This window comes from Pseudomonas sp. BN411 (assembly GCF_029871235.1).
Taxonomy (GTDB): domain Bacteria; phylum Pseudomonadota; class Gammaproteobacteria; order Pseudomonadales; family Pseudomonadaceae; genus Metapseudomonas.
On sequence record NZ_SSOM01000049.1, the window covers coordinates 54,449 to 74,358 of the forward strand.

Below are 19,910 nucleotides of genomic sequence, written 5' to 3' on the forward strand. Positions count from 1 at the left end.
CGTGTAAATCGGGAAGCCATTGGTAGCCCAACTGGCTGGTGGATGCTGTCAGCTCCTGCTGAATACAGCGCTAGAGCGAGCTGAACGTCCAACACTTCACCGTCCCCGGTCGCGCCGACATCGGGTTGCGCAGGGCATGGTGGCTGCGCACCGCGCTGTCCACTGCCTTGCTGGCGCCGAGGAACTTACGCGACTGGCTGTTGCGCAGCACCTCGCGAAGGGTGCCGACGTTGGCCAGTTGCTGGCGGTGCTCGCTGGCGCGCTGGACGAACTCGTTGAGGTTGATGGCGATCAGTTTCGGGTTCTTGCTGTGGTTCACCACCGGGCCGTCGTCCAGGGACTCCAGGTACTCGAACACCTCCCAGAACTCCGCCACAGCCGGGTGATCGGCGCTGACGGCGGACTGGCGCTCCAGGGCCATGGCCGCAAGGCAAAGGCGGGTCTGGTTGACCTGGTGCTCGCTCAGCTTCACCACCTGACGCAGGCAATCCAGGCTGGCCAGGAGCTGGGCGTGGTTCTTGATGATCCGCTCGATGCGGATTTGCCCTCGTAGCCTGTTGCCGCAGTGACTACAGGCGGCGTTCTCATCCGCGCTGGGGAAGTGCTGACCGCAGGCGAAGCAGCGCGTGTGCATGTGCCGCAGGCGGGTGTCGTGCGCCTGCAGGCACTCGGCGAAGCATTCCAGCACCTGGGCCTCGTGCTTCACCGCGCGCAGCAGGAAGTGGCACAGCCGATCGCCGTCCAGGGCGTTGAGGTTGTCTGCCGCCGCAATGCTCTCGTCGGTGGTCGTGGGGCGAACGAAGTGCAGCTTGCAGATACGGGTGAGGATCGCCTCAGAGGCACTGACAGGGGCGTTCTGGCTGATGACGATGGTGCCGCGAAAAGGCGGCTCGTAGGTTTCGTTGCCGGCAGTCTTCATGCCCCGGGTACGCAGCGTTCCACCGCCATAGAAGTCCTTCAGCTCGTCCCAGTCGAAGGACTTCAGGTGCAGCCGGTCTGGCTCGTTGCGGTCGGCCTCGATCAGAACCACCGGCATTCCGGCGACCTGGCCCATCAAGCGGGAGCGCCCCGCGACAGATGATTTCGACGGGTCGAAACCCTCATAGCCAGCACGGCCCAGCAGCTTCCAGAGGAACATGAGCAAGGTGGATTTGCCGGCGCCGGCCTCGCCTGTCATTTCCAGGAAGGGGAAGGTCTGCCAGCGGGCGCGGATCTGCTCGGCGAACAGCGAGGCGAAGAAGAAGGTCAGCGCCACCACGCCCTGGGCGCCGAAGCAGGTCCAGAGCAGCCGTAGCCACTCCTCGTCGTAGCGTTTCGAATCCCGCTCTGGGCGAATGACGATGGATTTCTGCAGGCTCTTCAGGCGCAGCTTGCCGAACTCGAAGAAGTCCTCCGCGTTGACCTGGTTCACCACGCCATTGCGCACGGCCACATCGCCGAACACATAGCAGCCGTGCTCCTTGCTGTAGCCCACGTAGTCGATGGTCTCGACGGTTTTCAGGCCGTAGAGCTGGTCCTTCATGATCTTGTCCAACTGCTGGCCGCTGCCGGTGAACACGGCGCCGGCGGCCATGCTCAGCAGGCGCTTTTTGAACTCGCTGGCCGCCGCCACCTGGGCGCCGGTGAAGGTGTTCTTTACGCTGGGGCCGTCGTGGGGGAAGTCCACGCGGAAGTAGTACCAGGACTCGTCGGTGATCTCGTTGCGCTGGAAGTACAGCGCTTCGGCATAGCAGTTGGCGATTTCCGTCACGCAGCCCGATTCGCGCAGGGCCTTGGCTTCCCTCTGCTTGTCGTTGAGTAGCTTGTCTTCGTGGTGCTCGCTTTTCAGGAGGGAGTCCTTCGCTTTCTTGTACTTGTCGTCATCCAGCTTGAACCAGTACAGGCGCCGCTCGAAACCGAAGTGGAACTCGTGCCGTTTGTCCCGCTCGTGCATCAGTAGGCCCTTCTCAGCGGCGCTCTGGGCCAGCAGCAGGGCGCCGTGGTGGCGGGCCTCCTCGAGGGCGCGCTGGCGCAGGTCGGCTCGTTTCTCCTCGTCGCTCTCGAAGCTCCAGCGCTGGTGCAGGTCATTCCAGTCCACCTTGCGGCCGTCTGGCTGGGGTACTTGCGCCGCGTCGCAGGCATAGCCCAGCTCGCGCGCCTGCCGCACCCACTTCTTCGTGTAGCGGTGCGCCCCGGGTTCGTTGTCCAGCGCCCAGACCAGCTTCGGCAGCTTGCCGCCGCGGTTGCGTGCCAGGGCCTTGAGGGACTCTTCAGGGAAAGCGTTCGACGACAGCGCAGCCACGGCCGCTATGCCGTGGTGGAGCAGGGCGATGGCGTCGAAAATGCCCTCGACAATCCAGAGCTCCTTCACCTCAAACAGATCCACGCAGGGCGGGCACCACCACACGCCCTTGTAGCTGGCCCCGGGCTTGAAGCGCGCTTTCTGCTTGCCGAAGCGGTGGGGTCGGTCGATCAGCCGTTCCCAATAGCCGCCTTTCTCCAGGGCGAAGCGCACCGTGGCTGAGCCTTCGCCCAGCTCGCGGGACCAGAAATGCTCCTGGCTGAACCAGCCCTCGATCAGCTCCAGGCGAAAGCCCCGGGCGAACTCCAGGTAGGCGCGGGCGGTGGCGTTGGGTTGCTGGTCCGTCGCCGGTACCCGGTCGCTCCAGTCGTCAAACAGATCCTCGTACAGCTCCTTCACGTGCCACTGCTGGCCGCACTTGCTCTCGCGGCCGCAGTGCACCGTCCAGGGCGAGTCGGACCGGCAGTAGAGCTCCCGCTTCCCGCAGGCCGGGCAGGTGCCCTTGCGCAGGTACAGCGTGCCCGTGATCGCCTGCAGGCCGTAGTCAGCCTGCAGGCGCTGTAGAAGCTCGCTGCGCAGTGCATCTCTCATCTGCTTGGCCCCAATGCGCGTACGGCGTCTCTGGCCGCCTGTAGCGTGCGGGAGAGGGCCGCCAGTGCTGGGTAGTCGTCCAGGATGCGACGGGTGCGGATCTTCGCCGGTACCGTGCGGTAGCGGTCAGCGAACCACTGCAACTGAATCGAATGCTCGTACTGCGCCACCAGAAAGCGGTGGTAGGCGCGCACCTGCTTGGGTGTGAGCTCCAGGTGCAGATTGACGGTGTGGGTCATGCGGATCTCCTTGCGCTGGGCGTAGCTCACCCAAACCCATGGCAATGGGCGGGCGGAATGGGCTCAGGCGTGTCGGGTGAGAGTGGCGGGGCGTTGGTCCAGCAGGCGCTGGGGCAGGAGGCGCAGCGGGATGGGGAAGCGCAGGTTGTTTCGGTAGTCGATCAGGTAGGCCACTGTGGCATCCGGCTCGGCGGCCCAGTCGATGCCAAGCCATTGCGGTTCCTGCCATTGGCGGAACTCATTCCAGGCCCGCTGACTGAGTTGCTGCGCCAGAAACAGCGGCACCTCCAGCGCGGTGCAGAGGTGATGCACGCAGTTGTCGTACAGCAGGTCTGCATCGCCCAGATAGTGCGCCTTGTGCCGGCGCAAATAGGCGAGGGCGGCAACCTGCATGCTGGTGCGGTAGTCGAGGGTATCCATGTTCATGACTAAGCCTCCAGTAGGGAATCCAACAGATCCAATTGGTCGGTCTTGGTGGCGGACATCATCGCGGCTACGCGCAATGCCCTGTCCGCAAGGGGTAGCTGCACGGCCGGGTTGGCCATGCCGCTGGGACTGAGCTCGTGGGTCATTTCAAACTGCGCCCGCACGCTCCAGCCGCAACTCTCGTTGCGGCACTGCAGGTAGGCCACCCGCAAGAAGATGTGCGTGCCTTCGCTGGTGCGAATACGCATGCGGCTGTGGCAATGCGGGCAAACGAGTTTGTACGTGCTCACTGTCACTCCTGGGTATTGCAGGTGGCGAGCACCACGCGCGCTGGCGTCGGTGCCTTCCCCAGCAGGCGCTCGTTCCAACGCGAGAGGAAATCGTTTGGCAGCTCGATCACTTGGCCGTTGTCCTCGCAGTGCGGGTTGAAACCAGCCTGGGTGAGGCAGTGGGCGATCAGCAGCAGCAAGCTGGATTGGCCAGCACCGCTGGAGCCGCTGATTTCGATCCTGATGTCCTCGCGTACCGCCATTTCTGCGTGGTGCAGATTCGGGTTGTGGTTTACGTCCATGAAACACCCCTATGGATGGTTGAACTACGGGGCCGCCAGTCGGCCCCTGGTTACTTCTGTTGCACCAGGACCAGCGCACGGCCACGCCCTGGTGCTCGATCCGCGTGCTTGCGCAACGCCTGCTTGGCCAGCCACTCGGCCACCTGCTGAATGCTCTCCAGCCCCTGCTGCTGGCGAACCTGTTCCAGGAGCTCCAATTGATCAGGGGTGAAGGTGAGGGTTTGGTCTGGCATCTCTTCGGCTGCTCGTGTGGGCCTGCTCTCAGGCGCGGGCCTGGGGGATGCTGGCGCTGTCCAGCACGGCTGTGGCTTCGCGCATCACCATCTCGCGCAGCAGGGTGGCGAGCTGCTCGCCCTTGTAGTTGGCCAGCGCCTTGATCAGGTCGTGCTCGTAGTCGTCGAAGCGCAGCACAACGCGGTTGTCGCGGACGCGGCGAGGGTCTGGATACATGGCAGTCGTCCCTTACTGATTGGCCGGTGTGGGCGAGGAGGGAGAGGCGTTTTCGCCTTCCTTGATGCCGAGCAGAACTGCGGCGCGGTGGGCTTCGCCGCGCTGGCCTTTCTTTCGCCCGTTCAGCAGGTCGCTGACCAGGTTCTTGTTCAGGCTATGGAGGCGGGAGAACTGGGCGAGGCTCATGCCCTTGCGGTCCAGAACCGCACGGGCTTGCTCGGGTGAAAGCAGCGTGGGCATAGTCAGTAACCGTGTTTATTCGTGTTCACGGCTCGAATGAACGCATAAAAAAATGAGCAATAGAATGGGTGATTGCTTGCAAACGAGTGCTTTGGGAAATCGGCTATATGAGGAGCGGAATCGTCTTACGTTGACGCAGGAAGAACTGGCACAAATCGGTGGGGTAAACCGCAACACACAGCGTAACTATGAGAAGGGGGAGCGAAATCCAGACGCTGTGTACCTGATGGCAATTGCCGCTATTGGTGTCGACATCATGTATGTACTGACAGGTAACCGGAACATAAGCACGGTGGGCGAGCTCACTCCAGCCGAATCAAAGGTCCTGGCGAACTACCGGTCGCTGCCAGACGAAGACAAAGCTTCGGTGCGGCGGCTCACTGATGCGCTTGCGCAATCGTTAGATTCGTCCACGAAGGAGCGCGCGGGTTAGGACAATGGCCCACCCAGCGGGTACCAGGACTTCAACGTAGTAGGGATGTGAGCAGGAGGCTCTCATGGAAGTATTTTTCTTTCTCGCCATTCTTATTGGCTTCATCTGGGCTGTGCTTGGCAGTCGCGATCAAGCTCGGACACTGGAGGCTGGAGAGCCGGTGGGGAGCACTTGGCACCATATGGTCCAAATCCTGAAGCGAGGTGTGGGACATCCGGAGGAGAAAACGCTAGAGGTCGAGCAGCCCGCTAAACCCCCTATGCCTTCGCCCCAAAAGCCTTTCCGTCCATTGACCAAGCAGCAGCGCAAACGGTTGAAACTAAAAGAGAGAAACCCTCTACCGAAGTTCCTCCATCAACCCCCATCGCGCCAACCCGAGGCCAAGAAAGAGAAAACGACTCGGGCAATTCAAAGAGGCTGGAGCATAGGGACGGTTGAGTTCCTCTATGAGGATGCGGAAGGAGATATTAGCCACCGCCAGGTAACAGTTCATTCGGTCACCTCGATATACATCAAAGGTGAATGCCACACCCGTCAGGCGGAGCGAACCTTTCGAATTGACCGCGTCATTGGTGATATTACAGATTGCGACACAGGCGAAATGTCGGCACCCCAGAAGTGGGCTAGGAAGCTTCAGCGACAAAACTGATCGTCTTCTGCGTGACCAAAAAGAGGACAGATTTATTTTCCTGCGTAGCTGAGACGGCGGCGTGACAATTCTTGGGCGATTGCCCCCCAAGATTCCCGCGAGCCTTTGAAATTGCATCCAGGGGGAGCCGCTGCGGCGGCTGGCAGGTAGGGGACAGCAATGCTCTTAAGGCGAGACTGGGCCTTGTTGCCCAAGGCGACGACTAGTGCCCTTGAGAAGAGTGCAATTTGTGGTTTCAGATAGCTCGCCGTGCAAGCGCGCCAGGCAGACGCCGGAACATTTCCACCTTCGATACTGGCTGAGCAAAGCACCGACTCTGTCATCCAGACCTTTCTGAGCTGCTCATCAAAGGTGAGCGAAGGAAAGCATTGATCGAGAATCCACCGGACATTCCGGTGGAAAAGGTCTTTCCCATCCCTCATGCATCTGTAGGTGTGCTGAAGCGTCGTCTCAAGGCCAGTGTGAACCTCACCCAAATGTGGATCTCCGGGTTCGGCGAAGACCAGCACGAGTTCCACTTCAGTGGGGGAGCCCGTTGCACCGAGATAACCTCTCGGAACGTGCCCATTCTCAGGGACCCACCGCATGCAGGTGCACGCACCGGAAAAATGGGCACAAGGGGCGTACGCCGGGGCAAGCAAGCGCATAACTTCGTTGCAAGGCTTCATGGTTAAGAAATGCCTCCGTCTTTACGCTCGTGAGCGTTGATCGCCAGATGTACAAATCATCCTGATCTGCTCACCTAGTGCGCGCGCCTTAACCTCCGACCAACCCCGTGCAAAATGATCGACGTAAATCACCTCTGCATTCAGAGACAGTCCCTTTAGGCACGCTTCGGCGTCACGACCATGCGCGACAATGAGCTGTGGCTGAATTGTGTTTAGCAGGAACTCAAAAGGATCCGAGTCGCGGTCTGCCAGGGCCAGTTCGCCGAGTGTCGAAGTTGCCGTAGCGTAGGTGTTGGTTTCCAGGCAGCGGTACGGCGCTGCGGACAACGTCACCCATTCGAGTACCCTGCGTGTATTGCTAATGGGATTCCGCCGAGTCTTCCCTGGCTTCAGTGGCCTCGTTTGGCGCTCCTTGAGGTAGGCATCCATCCAGGCTGCTTTGTTGAAGCCGATACCAGGTCTCCAAAACGACCAGAAATCCTCTTCCATCTCGGTAGCCGGGTTAGCTCCAACCAGGATCACTTGGCAGGTCAGGGGCGAGCCGTCGCAGATGAAGGGGCGCAGTCTGGAAGGTCGGCCAATCAGGCGGGTTAGTCCTGCTTCGAACTCCGCGAGGTCGCTCATCGTCCTTTCTCCTGCTTCAGGAGTGTTGGTGGCCTAAAGCGTAGCTCCGCAATCTATGCGTCGATGGAAGCCTGGCACTCACTTCCTAGACGCACCCCCCGACCATCAGCACGCCGCAGCCCAGTCCACGTGTCAATGGCGTGACAGCGCATGCCGCCTGTCGACCGCGTTGTCTTCCTTGTCATGAAATGAAAAGCACTTGGCATGGAATGAAAAATCGAGCCTGCAGCGCTGATCAATACTGCTCGCCCGATTAGCGGGTGGGAATTCGAACATGGAACTCGGCCTTTACTTTGTATGGGGCCTTTTCATTTTTGTTTGCCTGAATGGGTGAGGAGGCTTTTAAGAAGATTTTTCTCATTCAATATTTTAATAAAAAATGTAAATCTATGGGCGGGTTGTAAATGAATAGAGTTCAGGTCTCTGCGCTATTGCTGATTTCTTCGGCAATTGTTTCAGGGTGCGCGACTATTGTTGATGGAAAAACACAGGCTGTAACTTTCAACTCCGAGCCACAAGGTGCGGAGGTTTCTGTAGCGGGTCGTGTAATGGGGACGACTCCCGTAACTGCTCAGGTTGAAAGGGATAAAAACTTGGCAGTTACTTTTAGCAAGGATGGCTATAAGCAATATACGACGCAGATGGGAACTACCACCAACAGCTTCTTCTGGGGAAATATTGTGCTGGGTGGCTTGATCGGCTCAACTGTAGATGCGTCTACGGGCGCCATGTATGAATACTCACCCAATCAGTACTTTGTAACCCTCAAGTCCGATGCTCCGCTGGCAGTCACTACGTCCAAGCCGCGTCAAATTAAGGAAATAGTGGTTGGCGCGGGTGATGAATTGCGTCACGAACTGGCAGCCGGTGGTGGTGAAAATACCAATGCAATTCTTGCGGTGGTTGGGGTCGGTAAGGCCGACGCTCCTTCAGCCGTCAAAGCACTCGCAAAGATGGCTCAGAGTCAAACTAATGACCTTGAATTTGCGGAGTCGATAATCGCTCTGTATGAAGTTCAATGATTGACTGGCGTGAGAGAGGGGCAGATTAGTTTCTGTCCCCCCTTAAGGCGGAAAGGGCCTATGATGCTTTGAGTTCCGCCAGTGTCTGCTGTGCTTTCGTTATTTTGTTGTCCAACTCAATTAGCAGTTTTTTGTTGCTCTGCAATTCATTGAGTGCAGATATGTATGAGTCCCAAGTGATGCTGCCTACTTTGGTGACTTCCTCTATGCCGAAATTGGATTTTCTCGAATCGAATTCAATTTTTCGGCCTTCATCGTTTCTCATAGAGACTGGGCGTAACACGATTGTTGTGGTTTTTGCCTTCTTCCACGCGGTTGTTTCAGTGAAGTCGTTGATTAGATGATCTGCTGGATCTATAGATATTTTCTCGACTCGGGTTTCACCGGGATTTAATCCGGCTTCGAGTTTGACGGAAGCGTACGTTCCTTCTCTTATGGGGGTGTTTGATTCATCTAGATAGACATAAGCATGCAGTGTTATGGAATCGATGGTCTTCGTGGATTTGTTGGTGACGGCAGTGTCGAATTCAATGTAGTTGCTGATATGTTCCGTTGTTATTGATTTTCGGGGATTGACCGTTACCGGTGCTATATCAATAAAGTCGTTTGGTTGAATTGCCGTTTTTCCAGAGCGAACTGAGGAAATAAAGCTAGATACTTTCGGCTCCAAAACTTGCAGTTCAGCAGTTAAGGTGGAATTTCTCTTGAGAATCTCTGATTTTTTTGAAGTTGAAGTGCTAATCGTGTTGTTAGCGTCGCGGTAGGCTAAGAACTGCTCAGAGGTTTTCAAGCCTACTTGCTCGGCCTGATGTTGATAGTATGGATTTCGAACGATATCGAAGACATATTTGTCGATATGGCTAAAGGTGTCGACGAAATCGTAGATGGTTCGGCTTTCTTCGGTGCCGCCTTTAACTGTTTGGTTTGTGTATCTAATATTTTGGTAGGCAAATTCATCCGAACCTTTGGCTCGTACTACAACCTTTGCCTCGCAGGATCTTAAGCCTGCATCAGTGTCCGCCTTGAGCGTGACGATTTCTGTAACTGAGATATCGGAGATAAAGTCCATTGCCCCTGGTGGAAGTTTACTTTCCAGATTCGAGCGGAAATCGGATGAGATCCGAGAGGTAGCTTCCTTTGAGTCACACTCTATCGCGCTTTGGATACATCCGGTGAGGCTAAGTGGGGCTATGAAAATTGCCAGGGTCTTTAGGGAAAGCTCTTTCATTGGCGCACGCTTCGGAGTTGAGTTGATAAGTTTGGCTGGAAAGGGGGCTTTTATTTAAAGTGCACTAAATGCGGATTTATCTACGCCAAATGTTTCTTTGCAAGCTGCCAGAGTTGGTGTGCGTCATCTATCAATGATCTGGCGAGTTCCTCTCGCTCTTCCGGGCTCTTGAGAATTGCCAGGTCTTCGTTGGTTGGGGAGAAGTAGTTCAGGTTCTTGCTTGGGTACTTCCAATAGAGTTCCTTGGTGTTGTGGGTGCCAGTGGGAAGGAACTCGTTCAGTGCTATGAGGCGATTGTAGTCGTTCGGGTTTGTTTCTTTGTTGCAAGTGTATCCAGAGTAGAGTCGGTGGTTCAGCTGAATGTAAACTCCGCCTTCCATAAAGTCGAAATTGTAGTCAATGCCGTAGAATTTGCTGTTCTTTGATTTATTGTAGTAGGCTCTGATTGCTTCTTTGTTTGCGCTAAAGTCTGCAGTGGGCATGCGTTTGTATTTTTGTTCTTGATATTTCAGCATGCGTTCCCAGAGGTCAAGTTGAAGGTCAATAAGTACTTCCTTGAAGGCGTGCTCGATGTCAGCGATCAGGAAGATGTTCTCGCCCTGCAGAATTTGCTCCTTCAGTTTACTCATATATATTTCTCCTTGGTCGCTTGATGTGAGTTTCTGCAGTAATTCTATGTATTGGAAAACACTCTCTCGGACGCCTGGTTCGCGAGCAACCAAAGGAATGCACAGATTGAGCCAGTCGATAATGTCTGTTTCGTAGCTGGCTAGTACTACTTCCAGGGACTTCTTACTTTGCTCGCTGGGTTCGCTGCCGTCTAGCGTTAGGTATATGCACCAAATTTTCTGGTAGCCTTCCGCGACCAAACGCTTGTAATAGCGATAAATCTGTTCGTCCTGATCGCCAGCGTAGATCTTGTTTTCGATGATGACGGCTTCACGATTAGTGTTCCGTATCAGAATATCGATGTTCTGATATTCAGTATCCACTGCTGCATTTTCGATGTTGAAATTCTCAATTCCCATCGTAGCCAAAAAATTCTCAAGCAACTCAGTGCCTTTGTTGTGAGTTCCTTTTGGATCTAGCAGAAATGAGAGGTAGCGAGAGTGCAAGCGAACCTCGTCGCTCGAACTACGCAGAACGGAAAAGAGATTGAAGCCAGCTGGGCGATGATGTTTCGCACGTAGCAGGGCAACGGTATGAAGGAAATCGTCCATGACGGAGTGCTCTTGGTAGGGGGTAAACGTTTTAGGGTAGGGCGCCGATCACTTCTTCCTGCACATTGGCGGTTGGGAGTGGGGGCGATGGTGAATCATGTGGTGTTGGACTGTTTTTCTCGCTGGCCGGAAATGGCTTGTTTGCCATCTCCACATTCAGCCGCTTTAGTGCTCGGTAAACTCGATAGTCGCTAGACAAGAGTCGACTCACGAGGGCAGAAATCAGAAAAAGACCACTGCCTGCTATCCAAGCAAAAGGGTCATCGCTAAAAGCGAGACGGAGGAATACGAATAAGCCAAACAAAAAGATCACCGTGGACGCGACCAGCGAGTAACCAATCAAGAGCCAATCACCTATACCGATTCGGATTTCTGCCTGACCGTCTGTCGATGGCTCGATGAATCGAGCCATCTTCTTCATTTGACTGGTCCGCACCAGACCACTCTGGCGGAGGTGCATTAGGATCTCGGCCTTTCGGCCTACGGCATCAACGCCTGAGGCGATCTTGAAAACCTCACCAGCGATAACCTGTTGCAAAAACTGGTGGTGCTGGCTGGTAGGTTCAACGAGTGGAAGTAGCTCTGCGGCACGGCGCAGGTGCCGACGTGTGAAGTAGTCGTAGTGGAAGTCAAAGAGGCCTTTCGCGATTTGGAGGCTTTTGCCGACCAGAGCTACGGCTCCCAAAAATGCTGCAATTCCCAGGTTGTTCACGAGCCAGGCTGGCAGCGAGATTTCCATATGATTCGTCCTTGAGTCCGTGGCGTCCTACGGGTGATATCATATAGCTATTAGCGAGTATTTGAGCAGCTTGCTGCGCCACGGCAGCGCAGCATTAGTCGTCGTTGCGAATTTTGCTTTGCATCTCCAGGTCAGCTGCAAATCCGCTATCGGTCATACGGTGTATTACTCGCTCTCCAAGCCACCCCACATCCCCAATCTCCGCTTTGATCCCCCGCACCCGGTACCGCCACTCCGGGCTTATCTCAGGCCGACCGAGTGCCAAGGTGTAGCTGAGCGTCGCGCTCCCGCGCTGAATCTTCTTCCACTCCGACTTAGCACCACGCAGCGCACTCGACCTGTCCGCATAGGTATGCCGCAGCGTCTTGGCATTCTCCTCGCCACCAATGATCGCCTCCATCCGCTCCGAACCCTCCACGTCGTAGTAGTACGCCCGCACCCCACTGTAAGCGTCCCGATCGGCCTGCAGGAAGCGGTGCTGGTCGCCTTCGGCGCGGGTGATGGTGACGACGGGTAGTTCCTTTCCGCTGGCGGTTTCTCCCTGGCCGATGGGCATGAAGAGCAGGCGGCCGTGTTTGATGGTGGCCACCGCGTCGTGTTCCTGGCCGAGGCGGGTGATGAGGTTGAGGTCGCTTTCGTCGGTCTGGTCCAGGTGGGGGACTTCGACCTGGTCGAGCTGGTGGCTGATGGCAGGCTCCAGGTCGTGTTCCTGGGCGAGGGTGCGGAGGATGTTGCCGAGGGTGGTGTCGTGCCAGCTGCGTTCGCGCTTTTTGACGAGGGGGCCGCGCATGTCGGCGCTGCGGGCGCGGATGCTGAGCGTGTCCGGCGGGCCGCTGTGTTCGGTCTCGTCGACGGTGAAGGTGCCTTTGTCTACCAGGCCGGTGTCGCTCCAGCCGAGCCACACCTGCAGAGTGGCGCCGCGTGGGGGGATGGCGAGCAGGCCGTCGTGGTCGCTGAGCTCGATGTCGAGCTGGTCCGCCTCGGGGCCGCGGTTGTCGGTGAGAGTGAGGCTGATGAGGCGGGCGGTGATGTCGGCCGTGATGTCGCGGCCGTTCACGGTGAGGCGGTAGATGGGCCTCGGGTAGCTCATCGCAGGATGTTCCCGAGGGTTTCCAGGGCGCTGCCGAGCAGGTCGATGCGGCTTTCGTCCACGCGCTGCAGGTGCAGGCTGAACTCGATGCGGCGGGCGGCGCCGTCCTGGAAGAAGAGGGTGCGGGTCTCGCTGAGGCTTTCGATGACCCAGAGGCCGTAGATGCGGCCGGTGCCTTCCACCAGGGGCCAGGCTTTGCCGGTGTCGGCCATCACACGCAGGGTGTCGAGGCTGAGCAGGGCGCCGCAGAGTTCCGGTACCAACACGCCGGGCAATGTGATCTGGTCGTCACCCCGGCCCAGGAACTGCCGCGCCGGCGGGGCGCCCACGCGGGCGGTGCTGGGGTGGCGCCAGTCGGTTTGCCGCTGGAGTTCCTGGTAGGCGAGGGTGGGCAGGCCGAATACGAACATGCCCAGGGCCATCATCATGGCGGTTACTCCCTGTCGAATAGCGCGCTGCGGGCGCGGATGTGCTTGGCGCGCTCGCGCTTGTCCAGCTCCTGGGCCACGGCGCGGGCGATGGCCTGAGCGTCCATGCCCGGGGCGGGTTGGATGATGATCTGGACGGTGTCGTGGCTGTCGATCTGCACCGGCTGGATGCCGGCAGCGAGAGGCGGGCGGTGGTCGATGGCGATCGCGCTGTCGGCCATGCCGAGGGTAAGGGCGCCGATGCCGGTCATGCGCTTGGCGAGATCCCCCAGCTGGGCCAGCGGGCCTTGCTCGCCGGCGGCCAGCCCTTGCGCGAGGCCAGCCATGGTGTCCTGGCTCAGGGCGGCGAATACGCGGGAGGGGCTGTGGATGCCGAGCTTGGCCTTGAACCAGTTGATGGTGGATTCACCGGCGCCAGTGATGGCGCTTTTCACGCTGCCCAAGGCGCTGGTGATGCCTTTGGCCAGCCCCTGCAGGATCATGCTACCGAAGTCGGTGAACTTGGCCGGCAGCTCCACGCCCAGGTAGCCCATCACGCCCGCGAAGGCGCGGTAGAACAGGCCCAGTGGGCTGAAGTCGACCGCCAGTTTCAGGATGCCGGCCAGGCCCGCGCTGAAGCCGTCCTTCACTTCCTGCCAGAGGTTGCGGAAGTAGGGGCCGACGCGGTCCCAGTGGCGGTAGATGAGGTAAGCGCCGAGGGCGATGGTGGTGATGGCCAGGCCGATGGGGTTGAGCATCAGCGCGCGACCGAGGATGAGCAGAGCGCGGCCCACGAAAGGGATCACCGTTTTGCCCAGGCTCCAGAGCAGGCTGATGAGGTTGGGCAGGCGGATGCCGACCTGGGCGAACAGGAAGCGCATGGCGATCATCGGGCCGAGGATGCCGGCAATGCCGATGGCGAGGCTGCCGAGGGTGGCCATGAACAGGGAGAAGCCGGCGATGGTGATGACGATGGCCTTGCTGAGCGCCGGGTTCTGCTTGAGGAATTCGCCGACCTGGTGCAGCAAGCCACTGAGGTCCTGGGCCAGCTCGCGCAGCCAGGGGTTGTTCTTGTCGAACAGCTCGACGGAGATGTTCTCCAGGGCGGCATGCAGCATGGTCATGTCGCCCTTGAGGTTGTCCAGCTGGGTGCGGGCGACCTGGGCGGCTTCGCCGTCGGAGTTATCGAGGTTGCCGCGCATGCCCTGGAATTGGCCACTCTCCACGGCGCGCATCAGGGTGCCGAAGCTGGTGACTGCGTACTGACCTGCGATGGATTTGTAGATGGCGCCGCGCTGGATGTTGCCCATGTCCTTGGTCTTCTCGTGGATGTCCGCAAGGATGTCGAGCAGGTCGCGCATGTTGCCGTTTTCGTCGGAGGTGGCAACGCCCAGCTTGGCGATCTCTTTGGAGTTGCCTAAGCGGGTGAGGACGGATCGCATGGACGTACCGGCCATGCTGCCCTGGACGCCGGCGTTGCCCAGCAGGGCGGTGGCGGCGGTGACGGTTTCCAGGCTCTGGCCATATTCGCGACCCACGCCGGCGGAGTATTTGAGGGACTCGCCGAGCATCTGGATGTCGACGTTGTTGCGGGTGAAGGCGGCCGTCAGTACGTCGGCGACCTTGTTCATTTCTTCCGCTGGAATGCCCATGGCCATCTGGATGTTGGAGGCGATGTCAGCGGTGGTGCCGAGGTCCATGTCGCCGGCGGCAGCGAGGTTGAGCATGCCGGGCATGGCGCCGAGGATTTGCTGCGGGTTGTAGCCGGTTCGGCCGAGGAAGTACTGGCCCTGGGCAACTTCGCTGTCGGTGAATTTGCTGGACAGGGGCAGGGTGCGGGCCTGCTCGCGCAGGGCCAGCATCTCGGGGCTGTTCTTGCTCTGCAGGCGTGTGACGGCCTGGGTGGCCGACATTGTGGCGTCGAAATCGTAGCCCACGCCCAGCATGGTCTGCAGGCCGCGGCCGGTGTACAGGCCGGTGGCGCGGGCGGCCATGCCGGTGCCGGCCAGGGCAGCGGTGTTTTGCACGCCCTGGCTGTAGGCCGCGCGGCTTCTGCGCAAGCGCTCCTGCTGGGCGCTGAGGCGGCGCATGCGTTCGGTCTGGGTCTTGATGGAGGCGTTGGCGCGCTCGATATCGCCCGTCAGGCTGCGCTCGAAGCTGCCGAGGTTGCGGGTGCTGATGCCGGCAGAGTTGAAACCGGCGACCAGCCGCCGAAGTTCTTCGCGCTGGCTGCCGTGCTTCTGGCGCAGGCGTTCGACCTCGGCGCTGGTTTCGCGAAAGGTGCGCTGGAACCTGGCCGAGGGCGCGTTCATGCCCTTGAGCTGGTCCTTGTAGCCCCGCAGTTTGTTCTGCAGCTTGCCCAGGCGCTCGGCGGTCTCGCGCACTGCCGTGTGCTGCTGGCGGTATGCGCTGATGTCCTTCTGCGTCTGGTTGAGGCTCTTCAGCTGGTCACGGGCGGACTTGAGGGCGCGGGCGGTGGCGCCGCTGCCCTGGCTGATCTTGCGAAGCGGGCCGCTGGCGCGATCCAGGGCCGAGAGCAGGACCTGGAGCTTGAGTACGTCACTTGCCATCGGTTTCCACCCTTACCCGGGCGCGCTCGCGCCAGTCCATCAGCTCCTCGAGGCCGAGGCCGTCCATGTGCGCGGGCGCCCAGTGGAAGACCACGGCGAGATCCGCCATGGCGTCCTCTACGCGAGCAGGGAGGCGTCCGCCTTGGCCTGCTTCTGCAGCAAAAAACCGGCGACCTTGGTGCCGCAGGCGAGCAGGTCGGCCGGGTCCATGGTGGTGGCTTCGTACTCGTTGAGGGTGGGTGTGCTGATGCGCGGCAGCAGCTTGATCAGGGCGGTGACGTCCAGCTGCAGCAGGTCAGCCAGGTGCAGGCCGCGCAGCTCGCCGGCGTTGGGTTTGCGCAGGGTGATTTCCTGGATCTCGGTGTCGCCGCGTTTGATGGGCTGGTCGAGGGTGACGACGTTGTCGGCGGTGGTCTTCTTGGCCATGGGGCACCTCGGTGGGATTGGTTGGTCCCGACCAAGATGGCGGAGGTGCCGGGTGCGGCCCAGCAGGGAGGGTTGTAGGCGTTGGCGTTACAGACTCACCACTGCTCGGGCGGCAGGCGGCGGGTGTGGAAGATGCGCAGGATCTGCAGACTATCTCCACGGACGCGGTAGGGGATGACGTAGGGGTGGTTGGGCATGACCCATTCGCGGGTGCCGTCTACACGGCCTTCGCGGCCCATGCCGGGGAAACGGGCGAGCTGCTCGATGTCGGCGACTATGGCTTTCACCACGTCTGCTGCGGCCTGGGGGTTGTCCTGGGCGATGTAGGCGGCTTCGTCGTCGAGGTTCTGTAGCGCCTTGCGGAGCCACTCAATGCGCATTGCCGGTCCACTTCTCCAGGGTGGCTTGCACCTCTTCGGATGTGGCGAAGTCGCCTTCGCCAGCTTCGGCGACGGCGCGCTGGATTTCGGCGATCTGCCAGCTCTCGCGGCGGATGTATTCGCTCAGGGCTTCCTGGGCGAGGGCGTCTGCGCTGCGGCCGGTGGCCTTGGCCAGACTGGCCAGGTGGCGGGCGATATCGTCCGGCAGGTTGAGGGACACGAGAGACATGCGGGCCTCGGTGGGAAAGTGAGCAACGCGCCCATGGTACACCCTGGGCGCTGCCTGGCCACCCCTACAGGCCGATAGCGCGGCGGTGCTCGGCGAGCAGGTCGCGGCCGTCGACGATGAGGGTGAAGTTCAAGAGGTCGATTTCGATCTCGGTGCGGCCGTCCACCACCAGCTTGTAGTAGCTGCAGGTGGTGGTGATTTTGTGCTCGGTGTCTTCGCCGGGCTCGGCATCGCCGAAGTCGATTTCTTCGTGCCGGCCGCGCACGACAATTTCCACGGCGCTGACCTGGCCGCTGTCGTCGCGCTGCACGGAGCCGGCCCAGCGCAGCTGCACGCCGCTGGCGCCGACCATGCCGAACTGGCGCAGGGGCAGCAGGTCCCAGCCGCCGAGGGTCCAGTCCAGCTGGATGCCGTCGTCGCTCATGCCGAGGTCGGCCTTGACCGGGCCGTCCATGCCGGCGCCGCGCCAAGCTTCGAGCTTGCGGGCGAGCTTGGGCAGGGTGACGGTTTTGGCTACGCCCATGTAGCTGTTGCCGTCGTTGAAGAGGTTCATGTGCTTGAGCTTTTTGGGCAGGGCCATTGGGTACTCCTGGATGTAGTGCTAGCTCGGTTTGCCCTCTCCCCCGGCCCCTCTCCCGCAGGCGGGAGAGGGGAGACAAGCGGGGAGGTTTAGGCGGATACGCGGGCGGCGAAGTCGAGCAGGTAGCGGTCGGTGATGCGCTGGCGCAGGGTGAGGTCTTCCAGGGGCGGTACGGGGGTGTAGTCGTAGTCCAGGAAGAGGCGGCCGGCCTTGAGGGTGCTGGCGTCGTTGGCGCCGGCGTCGTACCAGCACTGGCCATCGATGATGTAGCCCTGGCCGGCGAGCTCGCGGAACTTGGCGTTGATGCCTTCGACGATGTCGCGGACCAGGCTCGGGTGCATGGGCTTGTCGATGGCCCAGAAGTGCGCCTCGGCGATGGTGTCGGCCAGCACCTGGGCGGTGCGGGTGTAGTTCTCGAAGGCGAACAGCGGATCTGCGCTGCAGGTGCGTGAACCCCAGAAGCGGAAGCCGTCCTGGCGGATCAGCGTGGTGACTTCGTTGGCGTTGAGGTAGCCGGCGTCGGTGTTGGGGTTCTGCAGGTCCCAGAACACGTCCTGGCTGATGCCGGTAACGCCCTGGACGGGGATGTTGGAGAGCGTCTTGTGCCAGCCGATCTGCTGGTCGAGCTTGGCGCGCAGGCCCAGGGCGCGGGCGGTGGCTGCGGCCTTGGTCGAGGCTTTCGCGGTGGTATCCCAGGTGAGGAAGTCGGGCCAGATCAGCATCAGCTCGCGGGCGCCGAAGTTGTCGCGGTAGGACACGGCTTCTTCCTTGGTCTGGCAGTCCCAGGCGCTGGCATAGGCGAAGGCGCGCAGCTTCTCGGCAATGACGGCCAACTCGGCGGTCACCTGCAGGCTGTCCAGCCCCGGGCAGGCAAGAATGCGCGGGGTGACGCCCAGTCGGCTGCGAGCGGCCAGCAGGGCCTTGAGGCCAGTGTACTGGCCGTTGGGTGCGACCTGGCCAATGAGGTTGCTGGTGGTTTCCTCGGGGGAGGCGCCTTCGGGCACGCGAACCACCACCGTCAGCGGGCTGGCGTTGTCGGCGATGGCATCGAGGCTGGCGGCCAGGGTGCCCTTGTCGCCGGCCTTGCCGCTGGCGGCGAGCACGTCGGTGAGCAGTACGGGGGTGTTGAAGGGAAAGACCTGGTCGTCCGCGTCGGCGCTGGTGCAGGCCATGCCGACGACGGCCGTGGAGAGGGTACGAATGGGTCGGATGCCGTCGTTGATTTCGACGACACGGACGCCGTGATGGTAGTCGGACATGGATCGAACGCTCCTGGAGGTGCCGTGGACCAGTAAGCCGATAGGCTGGCGCGCGCGATGTCTGGGGGCGAGTGGGGGCACTTGTATTGCGGGCTGCTACAGCGTGAAATCGGACGCCCAGAAGTTTTTCGGCGCTTAGAGGGAGCGAAAGCCTGTTATGGCGCGAGGGCATCCGCCCTGGCTTCCTCATGACTTACTCAAAGGACTGCACGTGAACAAACAACAACTGCTGAAAACCGCAACTGAAGCGCTGGACGAGCTGCTGCACCTGCCGGGTGGTGTGCTGTACAGCAGTCACGAAACGCTCCAGCCCGGCGAGGTTTATTACCTAGGGTTCAATCCCGGCGGGGAAGGCGGCAATCCGCTGCGGGACGACCTGACCAGAATGCTGGCTCAAACGGAAAATGCGTTTTTAGATGGGGAGTGGGCCCCCGCAGGTATTGATCGTGAGCCTGGTGACGCCCCCATGCAGCGCCGTACTGTCGCACTGCTGGAATCACTGGGATTCGCCGTTCGGGACATCTGCGCGAGCAATCTGATCTTTGTACAGAGCAAGGACTACAAAGGTGTTGAGTACAGCCTGGCGGACAAATGCTGGCCTGTGCACCGCACCATCCTCGATATCGTGAAGCCGAAGCTGATCCTGTGTTGCGGGAACTCTGGGGTCTCGGCCTACGGCTATTTGAAGCGCCGATTCGGTGGTGAAGAATCGGCGGCGGCCTCCGGTCATGGTAACTGGTCGCTCAAGGCTTTCAGAGCTCAGATTGAGGGCCGTGAATGTTGCGTGGTGGGCCTGCCTCATATGTCCCGATACGAGCCGAGAAACAAGCCCCAGGTCATCGAGTGGATTCGTCAGGTCGCGAAACTCTGATGACTGCTTCGCTCGCTGCATGTTGTGCCGCCTCTACGTCGCCGCTGGCTATAGCCTCACGGACCTGCTCCTTGGCTTGTAGCCGCAGGGAGCGGATGTTCAACAGCGCGGCTTCGAGTCCGGCTGCCTCTTGCAGTATTTCGTCGGCGGCCTGCTGCGGCGTGCGGTCGCCGATAACGTAGGCCGCCACCAGGGGCGGAACCTCGTCGGACGGGTAGGCGGCCGCTTTGAACGCGGCTGCCTCTTCGGCTGCTCGCTGGTACTCCAGTGAGCGCAATGGGTCACCAACCCGGTTGTGGCGTGCCATATCGGCGGCGGCGTCGATTTCCTGGAGCAACTGGTCGGCCAGCGCCTTGAGGTTTTGCTCCTGGAGCTTCTTGTCGAGAATCCAGCGGTTGCCTGCCCAGCGGTGGTCGGGACTGGGACGTGGTCTGTGAGTGAAACCTTCTGGGAGTGGGCCGACCTGGTCGTGCTCCACCGGTTCTCCGTCGTCTGTGCGGTAGAGGGTGCCGCGAAAGTCCGGCACACGTTCCCAGCCGATTTCAGTGCGGATGACTGTCTCGCCTTTGCGGGCGTTCGGTGGTGCGTCCAGGTAGGCATGGGCGGGTATCAGCCAGTTATCGTCATCCATCGGATCCGGGTCGCCTTCACCGGGGCCGAGGTATTCACCAGTGATGGCGTGGGCGTGGTAGATGATCGGGGCGTTGAGCATGGCGG

General features: G+C 60.1%; 26 protein-coding genes. 4 read left to right on the forward strand and 22 right to left on the reverse strand.

What is annotated here, in order from left to right; all coding sequences use genetic code 11:
* Positions 1–70 precede the first annotated feature (70 nt).
* From E8F06_RS06570 to E8F06_RS06605, 8 genes are all read right to left on the reverse strand, one after another.
* The gene (locus E8F06_RS06570; RefSeq protein WP_280365409.1) at positions 71–2,872 is read right to left on the reverse strand and encodes a toprim domain-containing protein; all 2,802 of its coding nucleotides are present in this window, start codon (positions 2,870–2,872) and stop codon (positions 71–73) included.
* Positions 2,869–3,111 carry a hypothetical protein gene (locus E8F06_RS06575; protein ID WP_280365411.1) on the reverse strand — a complete coding sequence of 81 codons (243 nt, stop codon included), beginning with the start codon at positions 3,109–3,111 and terminating at the stop codon, positions 2,869–2,871. Before E8F06_RS06575 ends, E8F06_RS06570 begins: the two co-directional genes overlap by 4 nt.
* 63 nt (positions 3,112–3,174) lie before the next feature.
* Positions 3,175–3,537: a hypothetical protein gene (locus E8F06_RS06580; protein WP_280365413.1), complete on the reverse strand. Its 363-nt coding sequence runs from the start codon at positions 3,535–3,537 to the stop codon at positions 3,175–3,177.
* Positions 3,538–3,539: 2 nt separating this feature from the next.
* A complete protein-coding gene (locus E8F06_RS06585) occupies positions 3,540–3,827 on the reverse strand; it encodes an ogr/Delta-like zinc finger family protein (RefSeq protein WP_151134037.1) in 288 nt (95 codons plus the stop codon).
* Positions 3,828–3,829: 2 nt separating this feature from the next.
* Positions 3,830–4,108, reverse strand: coding sequence for a hypothetical protein (locus E8F06_RS06590; RefSeq protein WP_280365415.1), 279 nt, complete (start codon positions 4,106–4,108; stop codon positions 3,830–3,832).
* Between the two features lie 50 nt (positions 4,109–4,158).
* Positions 4,159–4,341 (reverse strand): hypothetical protein, encoded by a 183-nt coding sequence (locus tag E8F06_RS06595; RefSeq protein ID WP_151134035.1) that lies wholly within the window; start codon positions 4,339–4,341, stop codon positions 4,159–4,161.
* Positions 4,342–4,369: 28 nt separating this feature from the next.
* The gene (locus E8F06_RS06600) at positions 4,370–4,558 is read right to left on the reverse strand and encodes a hypothetical protein (protein WP_069084204.1); all 189 of its coding nucleotides are present in this window, start codon (positions 4,556–4,558) and stop codon (positions 4,370–4,372) included.
* 12 nt (positions 4,559–4,570) lie between these two features.
* Positions 4,571–4,798, reverse strand: coding sequence for a DNA-binding protein (locus tag E8F06_RS06605; RefSeq protein ID WP_280365417.1), 228 nt, complete (start codon positions 4,796–4,798; stop codon positions 4,571–4,573).
* Between the two features lie 64 nt (positions 4,799–4,862).
* Between E8F06_RS06605 and E8F06_RS06610 the strand changes: the two genes are divergently transcribed.
* Both E8F06_RS06610 and E8F06_RS06615 read left to right on the forward strand, forming a co-directional pair.
* A complete protein-coding gene (locus tag E8F06_RS06610; protein ID WP_280365420.1) occupies positions 4,863–5,231 on the forward strand; it encodes a helix-turn-helix transcriptional regulator in 369 nt (122 codons plus the stop codon).
* A 64-nt stretch (positions 5,232–5,295) separates the two neighbouring features.
* Positions 5,296–5,880, forward strand: coding sequence for a hypothetical protein (locus E8F06_RS06615; protein WP_280365422.1), 585 nt, complete (start codon positions 5,296–5,298; stop codon positions 5,878–5,880).
* A 689-nt stretch (positions 5,881–6,569) separates the two neighbouring features.
* On the opposite strand, the gene E8F06_RS06620 is transcribed toward E8F06_RS06615, so the two are convergent.
* Positions 6,570–7,172 (reverse strand): hypothetical protein, encoded by a 603-nt coding sequence (locus E8F06_RS06620; protein WP_280365424.1) that lies wholly within the window; start codon positions 7,170–7,172, stop codon positions 6,570–6,572.
* A 404-nt stretch (positions 7,173–7,576) separates the two neighbouring features.
* On the opposite strand from E8F06_RS06620, the gene E8F06_RS06625 reads away from it, so the two are divergent.
* Positions 7,577–8,194: a PEGA domain-containing protein gene (locus E8F06_RS06625; RefSeq protein WP_280365427.1), complete on the forward strand. Its 618-nt coding sequence runs from the start codon at positions 7,577–7,579 to the stop codon at positions 8,192–8,194.
* Positions 8,195–8,252: 58 nt separating this feature from the next.
* On the opposite strand, the gene E8F06_RS06630 is transcribed toward E8F06_RS06625, so the two are convergent.
* The 12 genes from E8F06_RS06630 to E8F06_RS06685 all read right to left on the reverse strand — a co-directional run bounded on the left by E8F06_RS06630 (position 8,253) and on the right by E8F06_RS06685 (position 18,322).
* Positions 8,253–9,422 carry a hypothetical protein gene (locus E8F06_RS06630; protein WP_280365430.1) on the reverse strand — a complete coding sequence of 390 codons (1,170 nt, stop codon included), beginning with the start codon at positions 9,420–9,422 and terminating at the stop codon, positions 8,253–8,255.
* 80 nt (positions 9,423–9,502) lie between these two features.
* Positions 9,503–10,642, reverse strand: a complete 1,140-nt coding sequence (locus E8F06_RS06635; protein ID WP_280365432.1) for a PD-(D/E)XK nuclease family protein — start codon at positions 10,640–10,642, stop codon at positions 9,503–9,505.
* A gap of 31 nt (positions 10,643–10,673) precedes the next feature.
* Entirely contained in the window at positions 10,674–11,381 is a 708-nt protein-coding gene (locus E8F06_RS06640; protein WP_280365435.1) for a hypothetical protein, read from the reverse strand.
* A gap of 94 nt (positions 11,382–11,475) precedes the next feature.
* Positions 11,476–12,471 (reverse strand): phage late control D family protein, encoded by a 996-nt coding sequence (locus E8F06_RS06645; protein ID WP_280365437.1) that lies wholly within the window; start codon positions 12,469–12,471, stop codon positions 11,476–11,478.
* On the reverse strand, positions 12,468–12,899 hold the full coding sequence (locus tag E8F06_RS06650) for a phage tail protein (RefSeq protein WP_280365438.1): 432 nt from the start codon (positions 12,897–12,899) through the stop codon (positions 12,468–12,470). Before E8F06_RS06650 ends, E8F06_RS06645 begins: the two co-directional genes overlap by 4 nt.
* 5 nt (positions 12,900–12,904) lie before the next feature.
* Positions 12,905–15,448, reverse strand: a complete 2,544-nt coding sequence (locus E8F06_RS06655) for a phage tail tape measure protein (protein WP_280365440.1) — start codon at positions 15,446–15,448, stop codon at positions 12,905–12,907.
* Complete coding sequence (locus tag E8F06_RS06660) at positions 15,438–15,557, reverse strand: GpE family phage tail protein (protein ID WP_151134023.1); 120 nt, start codon at positions 15,555–15,557, stop codon at positions 15,438–15,440. The genes E8F06_RS06655 and E8F06_RS06660 overlap by 11 nt, the downstream gene beginning before the upstream one ends.
* Before the next feature lie 8 nt (positions 15,558–15,565).
* Positions 15,566–15,874, reverse strand: a complete 309-nt coding sequence (locus E8F06_RS06665; RefSeq protein ID WP_280365443.1) for a phage tail assembly protein — start codon at positions 15,872–15,874, stop codon at positions 15,566–15,568.
* Positions 15,875–15,969: 95 nt separating this feature from the next.
* On the reverse strand, positions 15,970–16,254 hold the full coding sequence (locus tag E8F06_RS06670; RefSeq protein ID WP_280365445.1) for a type II toxin-antitoxin system RelE/ParE family toxin: 285 nt from the start codon (positions 16,252–16,254) through the stop codon (positions 15,970–15,972).
* Positions 16,244–16,483, reverse strand: coding sequence for a hypothetical protein (locus E8F06_RS06675; protein WP_280365447.1), 240 nt, complete (start codon positions 16,481–16,483; stop codon positions 16,244–16,246). The genes E8F06_RS06670 and E8F06_RS06675 overlap by 11 nt, the downstream gene beginning before the upstream one ends.
* A 64-nt stretch (positions 16,484–16,547) precedes the next feature.
* Positions 16,548–17,063 carry a phage major tail tube protein gene (locus E8F06_RS06680; RefSeq protein WP_151134021.1) on the reverse strand — a complete coding sequence of 172 codons (516 nt, stop codon included), beginning with the start codon at positions 17,061–17,063 and terminating at the stop codon, positions 16,548–16,550.
* An 89-nt stretch (positions 17,064–17,152) separates the two neighbouring features.
* Positions 17,153–18,322 (reverse strand): phage tail sheath protein, encoded by a 1,170-nt coding sequence (locus tag E8F06_RS06685; protein ID WP_280365449.1) that lies wholly within the window; start codon positions 18,320–18,322, stop codon positions 17,153–17,155.
* 211 nt (positions 18,323–18,533) lie between these two features.
* Here E8F06_RS06685 and E8F06_RS06690 point away from each other — a divergent pair, with 211 nt between their 5' ends.
* Positions 18,534–19,193 carry a hypothetical protein gene (locus E8F06_RS06690; RefSeq protein ID WP_280365451.1) on the forward strand — a complete coding sequence of 220 codons (660 nt, stop codon included), beginning with the start codon at positions 18,534–18,536 and terminating at the stop codon, positions 19,191–19,193.
* Here the strand turns inward: E8F06_RS06690 and E8F06_RS06695 are convergent.
* Positions 19,159–19,905 (reverse strand): hypothetical protein, encoded by a 747-nt coding sequence (locus E8F06_RS06695; RefSeq protein WP_280365453.1) that lies wholly within the window; start codon positions 19,903–19,905, stop codon positions 19,159–19,161. The two genes, E8F06_RS06690 and E8F06_RS06695, sit on opposite strands and share 35 nt — an antisense overlap.
* Positions 19,906–19,910: the final 5 nt, after the last annotated feature.

Excerpts from the sequence above, each read along its gene's own strand:
- E8F06_RS06570 (WP_280365409.1), bottom strand. The coding sequence starts at position 2,872 with ATGAGAGATGCACTGCGCAGCGAGCTTCTACAGCGCCTGCAGGCTGAC.
- E8F06_RS06575 (WP_280365411.1), bottom strand. The coding sequence starts at position 3,111 with ATGACCCACACCGTCAATCTGCACCTGGAGCTCACACCCAAGCAGGTG.
- E8F06_RS06580 (WP_280365413.1), bottom strand. The coding sequence starts at position 3,537 with ATGAACATGGATACCCTCGACTACCGCACCAGCATGCAGGTTGCCGCC.
- E8F06_RS06590 (WP_280365415.1), bottom strand. The coding sequence starts at position 4,108 with ATGGACGTAAACCACAACCCGAATCTGCACCACGCAGAAATGGCGGTA.
- E8F06_RS06595 (WP_151134035.1), bottom strand. The coding sequence starts at position 4,341 with ATGCCAGACCAAACCCTCACCTTCACCCCTGATCAATTGGAGCTCCTG.
- E8F06_RS06600 (WP_069084204.1), bottom strand. The coding sequence starts at position 4,558 with ATGTATCCAGACCCTCGCCGCGTCCGCGACAACCGCGTTGTGCTGCGC.
- E8F06_RS06605 (WP_280365417.1), bottom strand. The coding sequence starts at position 4,798 with ATGCCCACGCTGCTTTCACCCGAGCAAGCCCGTGCGGTTCTGGACCGC.
- E8F06_RS06610 (WP_280365420.1), top strand. The coding sequence starts at position 4,863 with ATGGGTGATTGCTTGCAAACGAGTGCTTTGGGAAATCGGCTATATGAG.
- E8F06_RS06615 (WP_280365422.1), top strand. The coding sequence starts at position 5,296 with ATGGAAGTATTTTTCTTTCTCGCCATTCTTATTGGCTTCATCTGGGCT.
- E8F06_RS06620 (WP_280365424.1), bottom strand. The coding sequence starts at position 7,172 with ATGAGCGACCTCGCGGAGTTCGAAGCAGGACTAACCCGCCTGATTGGC.
- E8F06_RS06625 (WP_280365427.1), top strand. The coding sequence starts at position 7,577 with ATGAATAGAGTTCAGGTCTCTGCGCTATTGCTGATTTCTTCGGCAATT.
- E8F06_RS06630 (WP_280365430.1), bottom strand. The coding sequence starts at position 9,422 with ATGAAAGAGCTTTCCCTAAAGACCCTGGCAATTTTCATAGCCCCACTT.
- E8F06_RS06635 (WP_280365432.1), bottom strand. The coding sequence starts at position 10,642 with ATGGACGATTTCCTTCATACCGTTGCCCTGCTACGTGCGAAACATCAT.
- E8F06_RS06640 (WP_280365435.1), bottom strand. The coding sequence starts at position 11,381 with ATGGAAATCTCGCTGCCAGCCTGGCTCGTGAACAACCTGGGAATTGCA.
- E8F06_RS06645 (WP_280365437.1), bottom strand. The coding sequence starts at position 12,471 with ATGAGCTACCCGAGGCCCATCTACCGCCTCACCGTGAACGGCCGCGAC.
- E8F06_RS06650 (WP_280365438.1), bottom strand. The coding sequence starts at position 12,899 with ATGATGATGGCCCTGGGCATGTTCGTATTCGGCCTGCCCACCCTCGCC.
- E8F06_RS06655 (WP_280365440.1), bottom strand. The coding sequence starts at position 15,448 with ATGGCAAGTGACGTACTCAAGCTCCAGGTCCTGCTCTCGGCCCTGGAT.
- E8F06_RS06660 (WP_151134023.1), bottom strand. The coding sequence starts at position 15,557 with ATGGCGGATCTCGCCGTGGTCTTCCACTGGGCGCCCGCGCACATGGAC.
- E8F06_RS06665 (WP_280365443.1), bottom strand. The coding sequence starts at position 15,874 with ATGGCCAAGAAGACCACCGCCGACAACGTCGTCACCCTCGACCAGCCC.
- E8F06_RS06670 (WP_280365445.1), bottom strand. The coding sequence starts at position 16,254 with ATGCGCATTGAGTGGCTCCGCAAGGCGCTACAGAACCTCGACGACGAA.
- E8F06_RS06675 (WP_280365447.1), bottom strand. The coding sequence starts at position 16,483 with ATGTCTCTCGTGTCCCTCAACCTGCCGGACGATATCGCCCGCCACCTG.
- E8F06_RS06680 (WP_151134021.1), bottom strand. The coding sequence starts at position 17,063 with ATGGCCCTGCCCAAAAAGCTCAAGCACATGAACCTCTTCAACGACGGC.
- E8F06_RS06685 (WP_280365449.1), bottom strand. The coding sequence starts at position 18,322 with ATGTCCGACTACCATCACGGCGTCCGTGTCGTCGAAATCAACGACGGC.
- E8F06_RS06695 (WP_280365453.1), bottom strand. The coding sequence starts at position 19,905 with ATGCTCAACGCCCCGATCATCTACCACGCCCACGCCATCACTGGTGAA.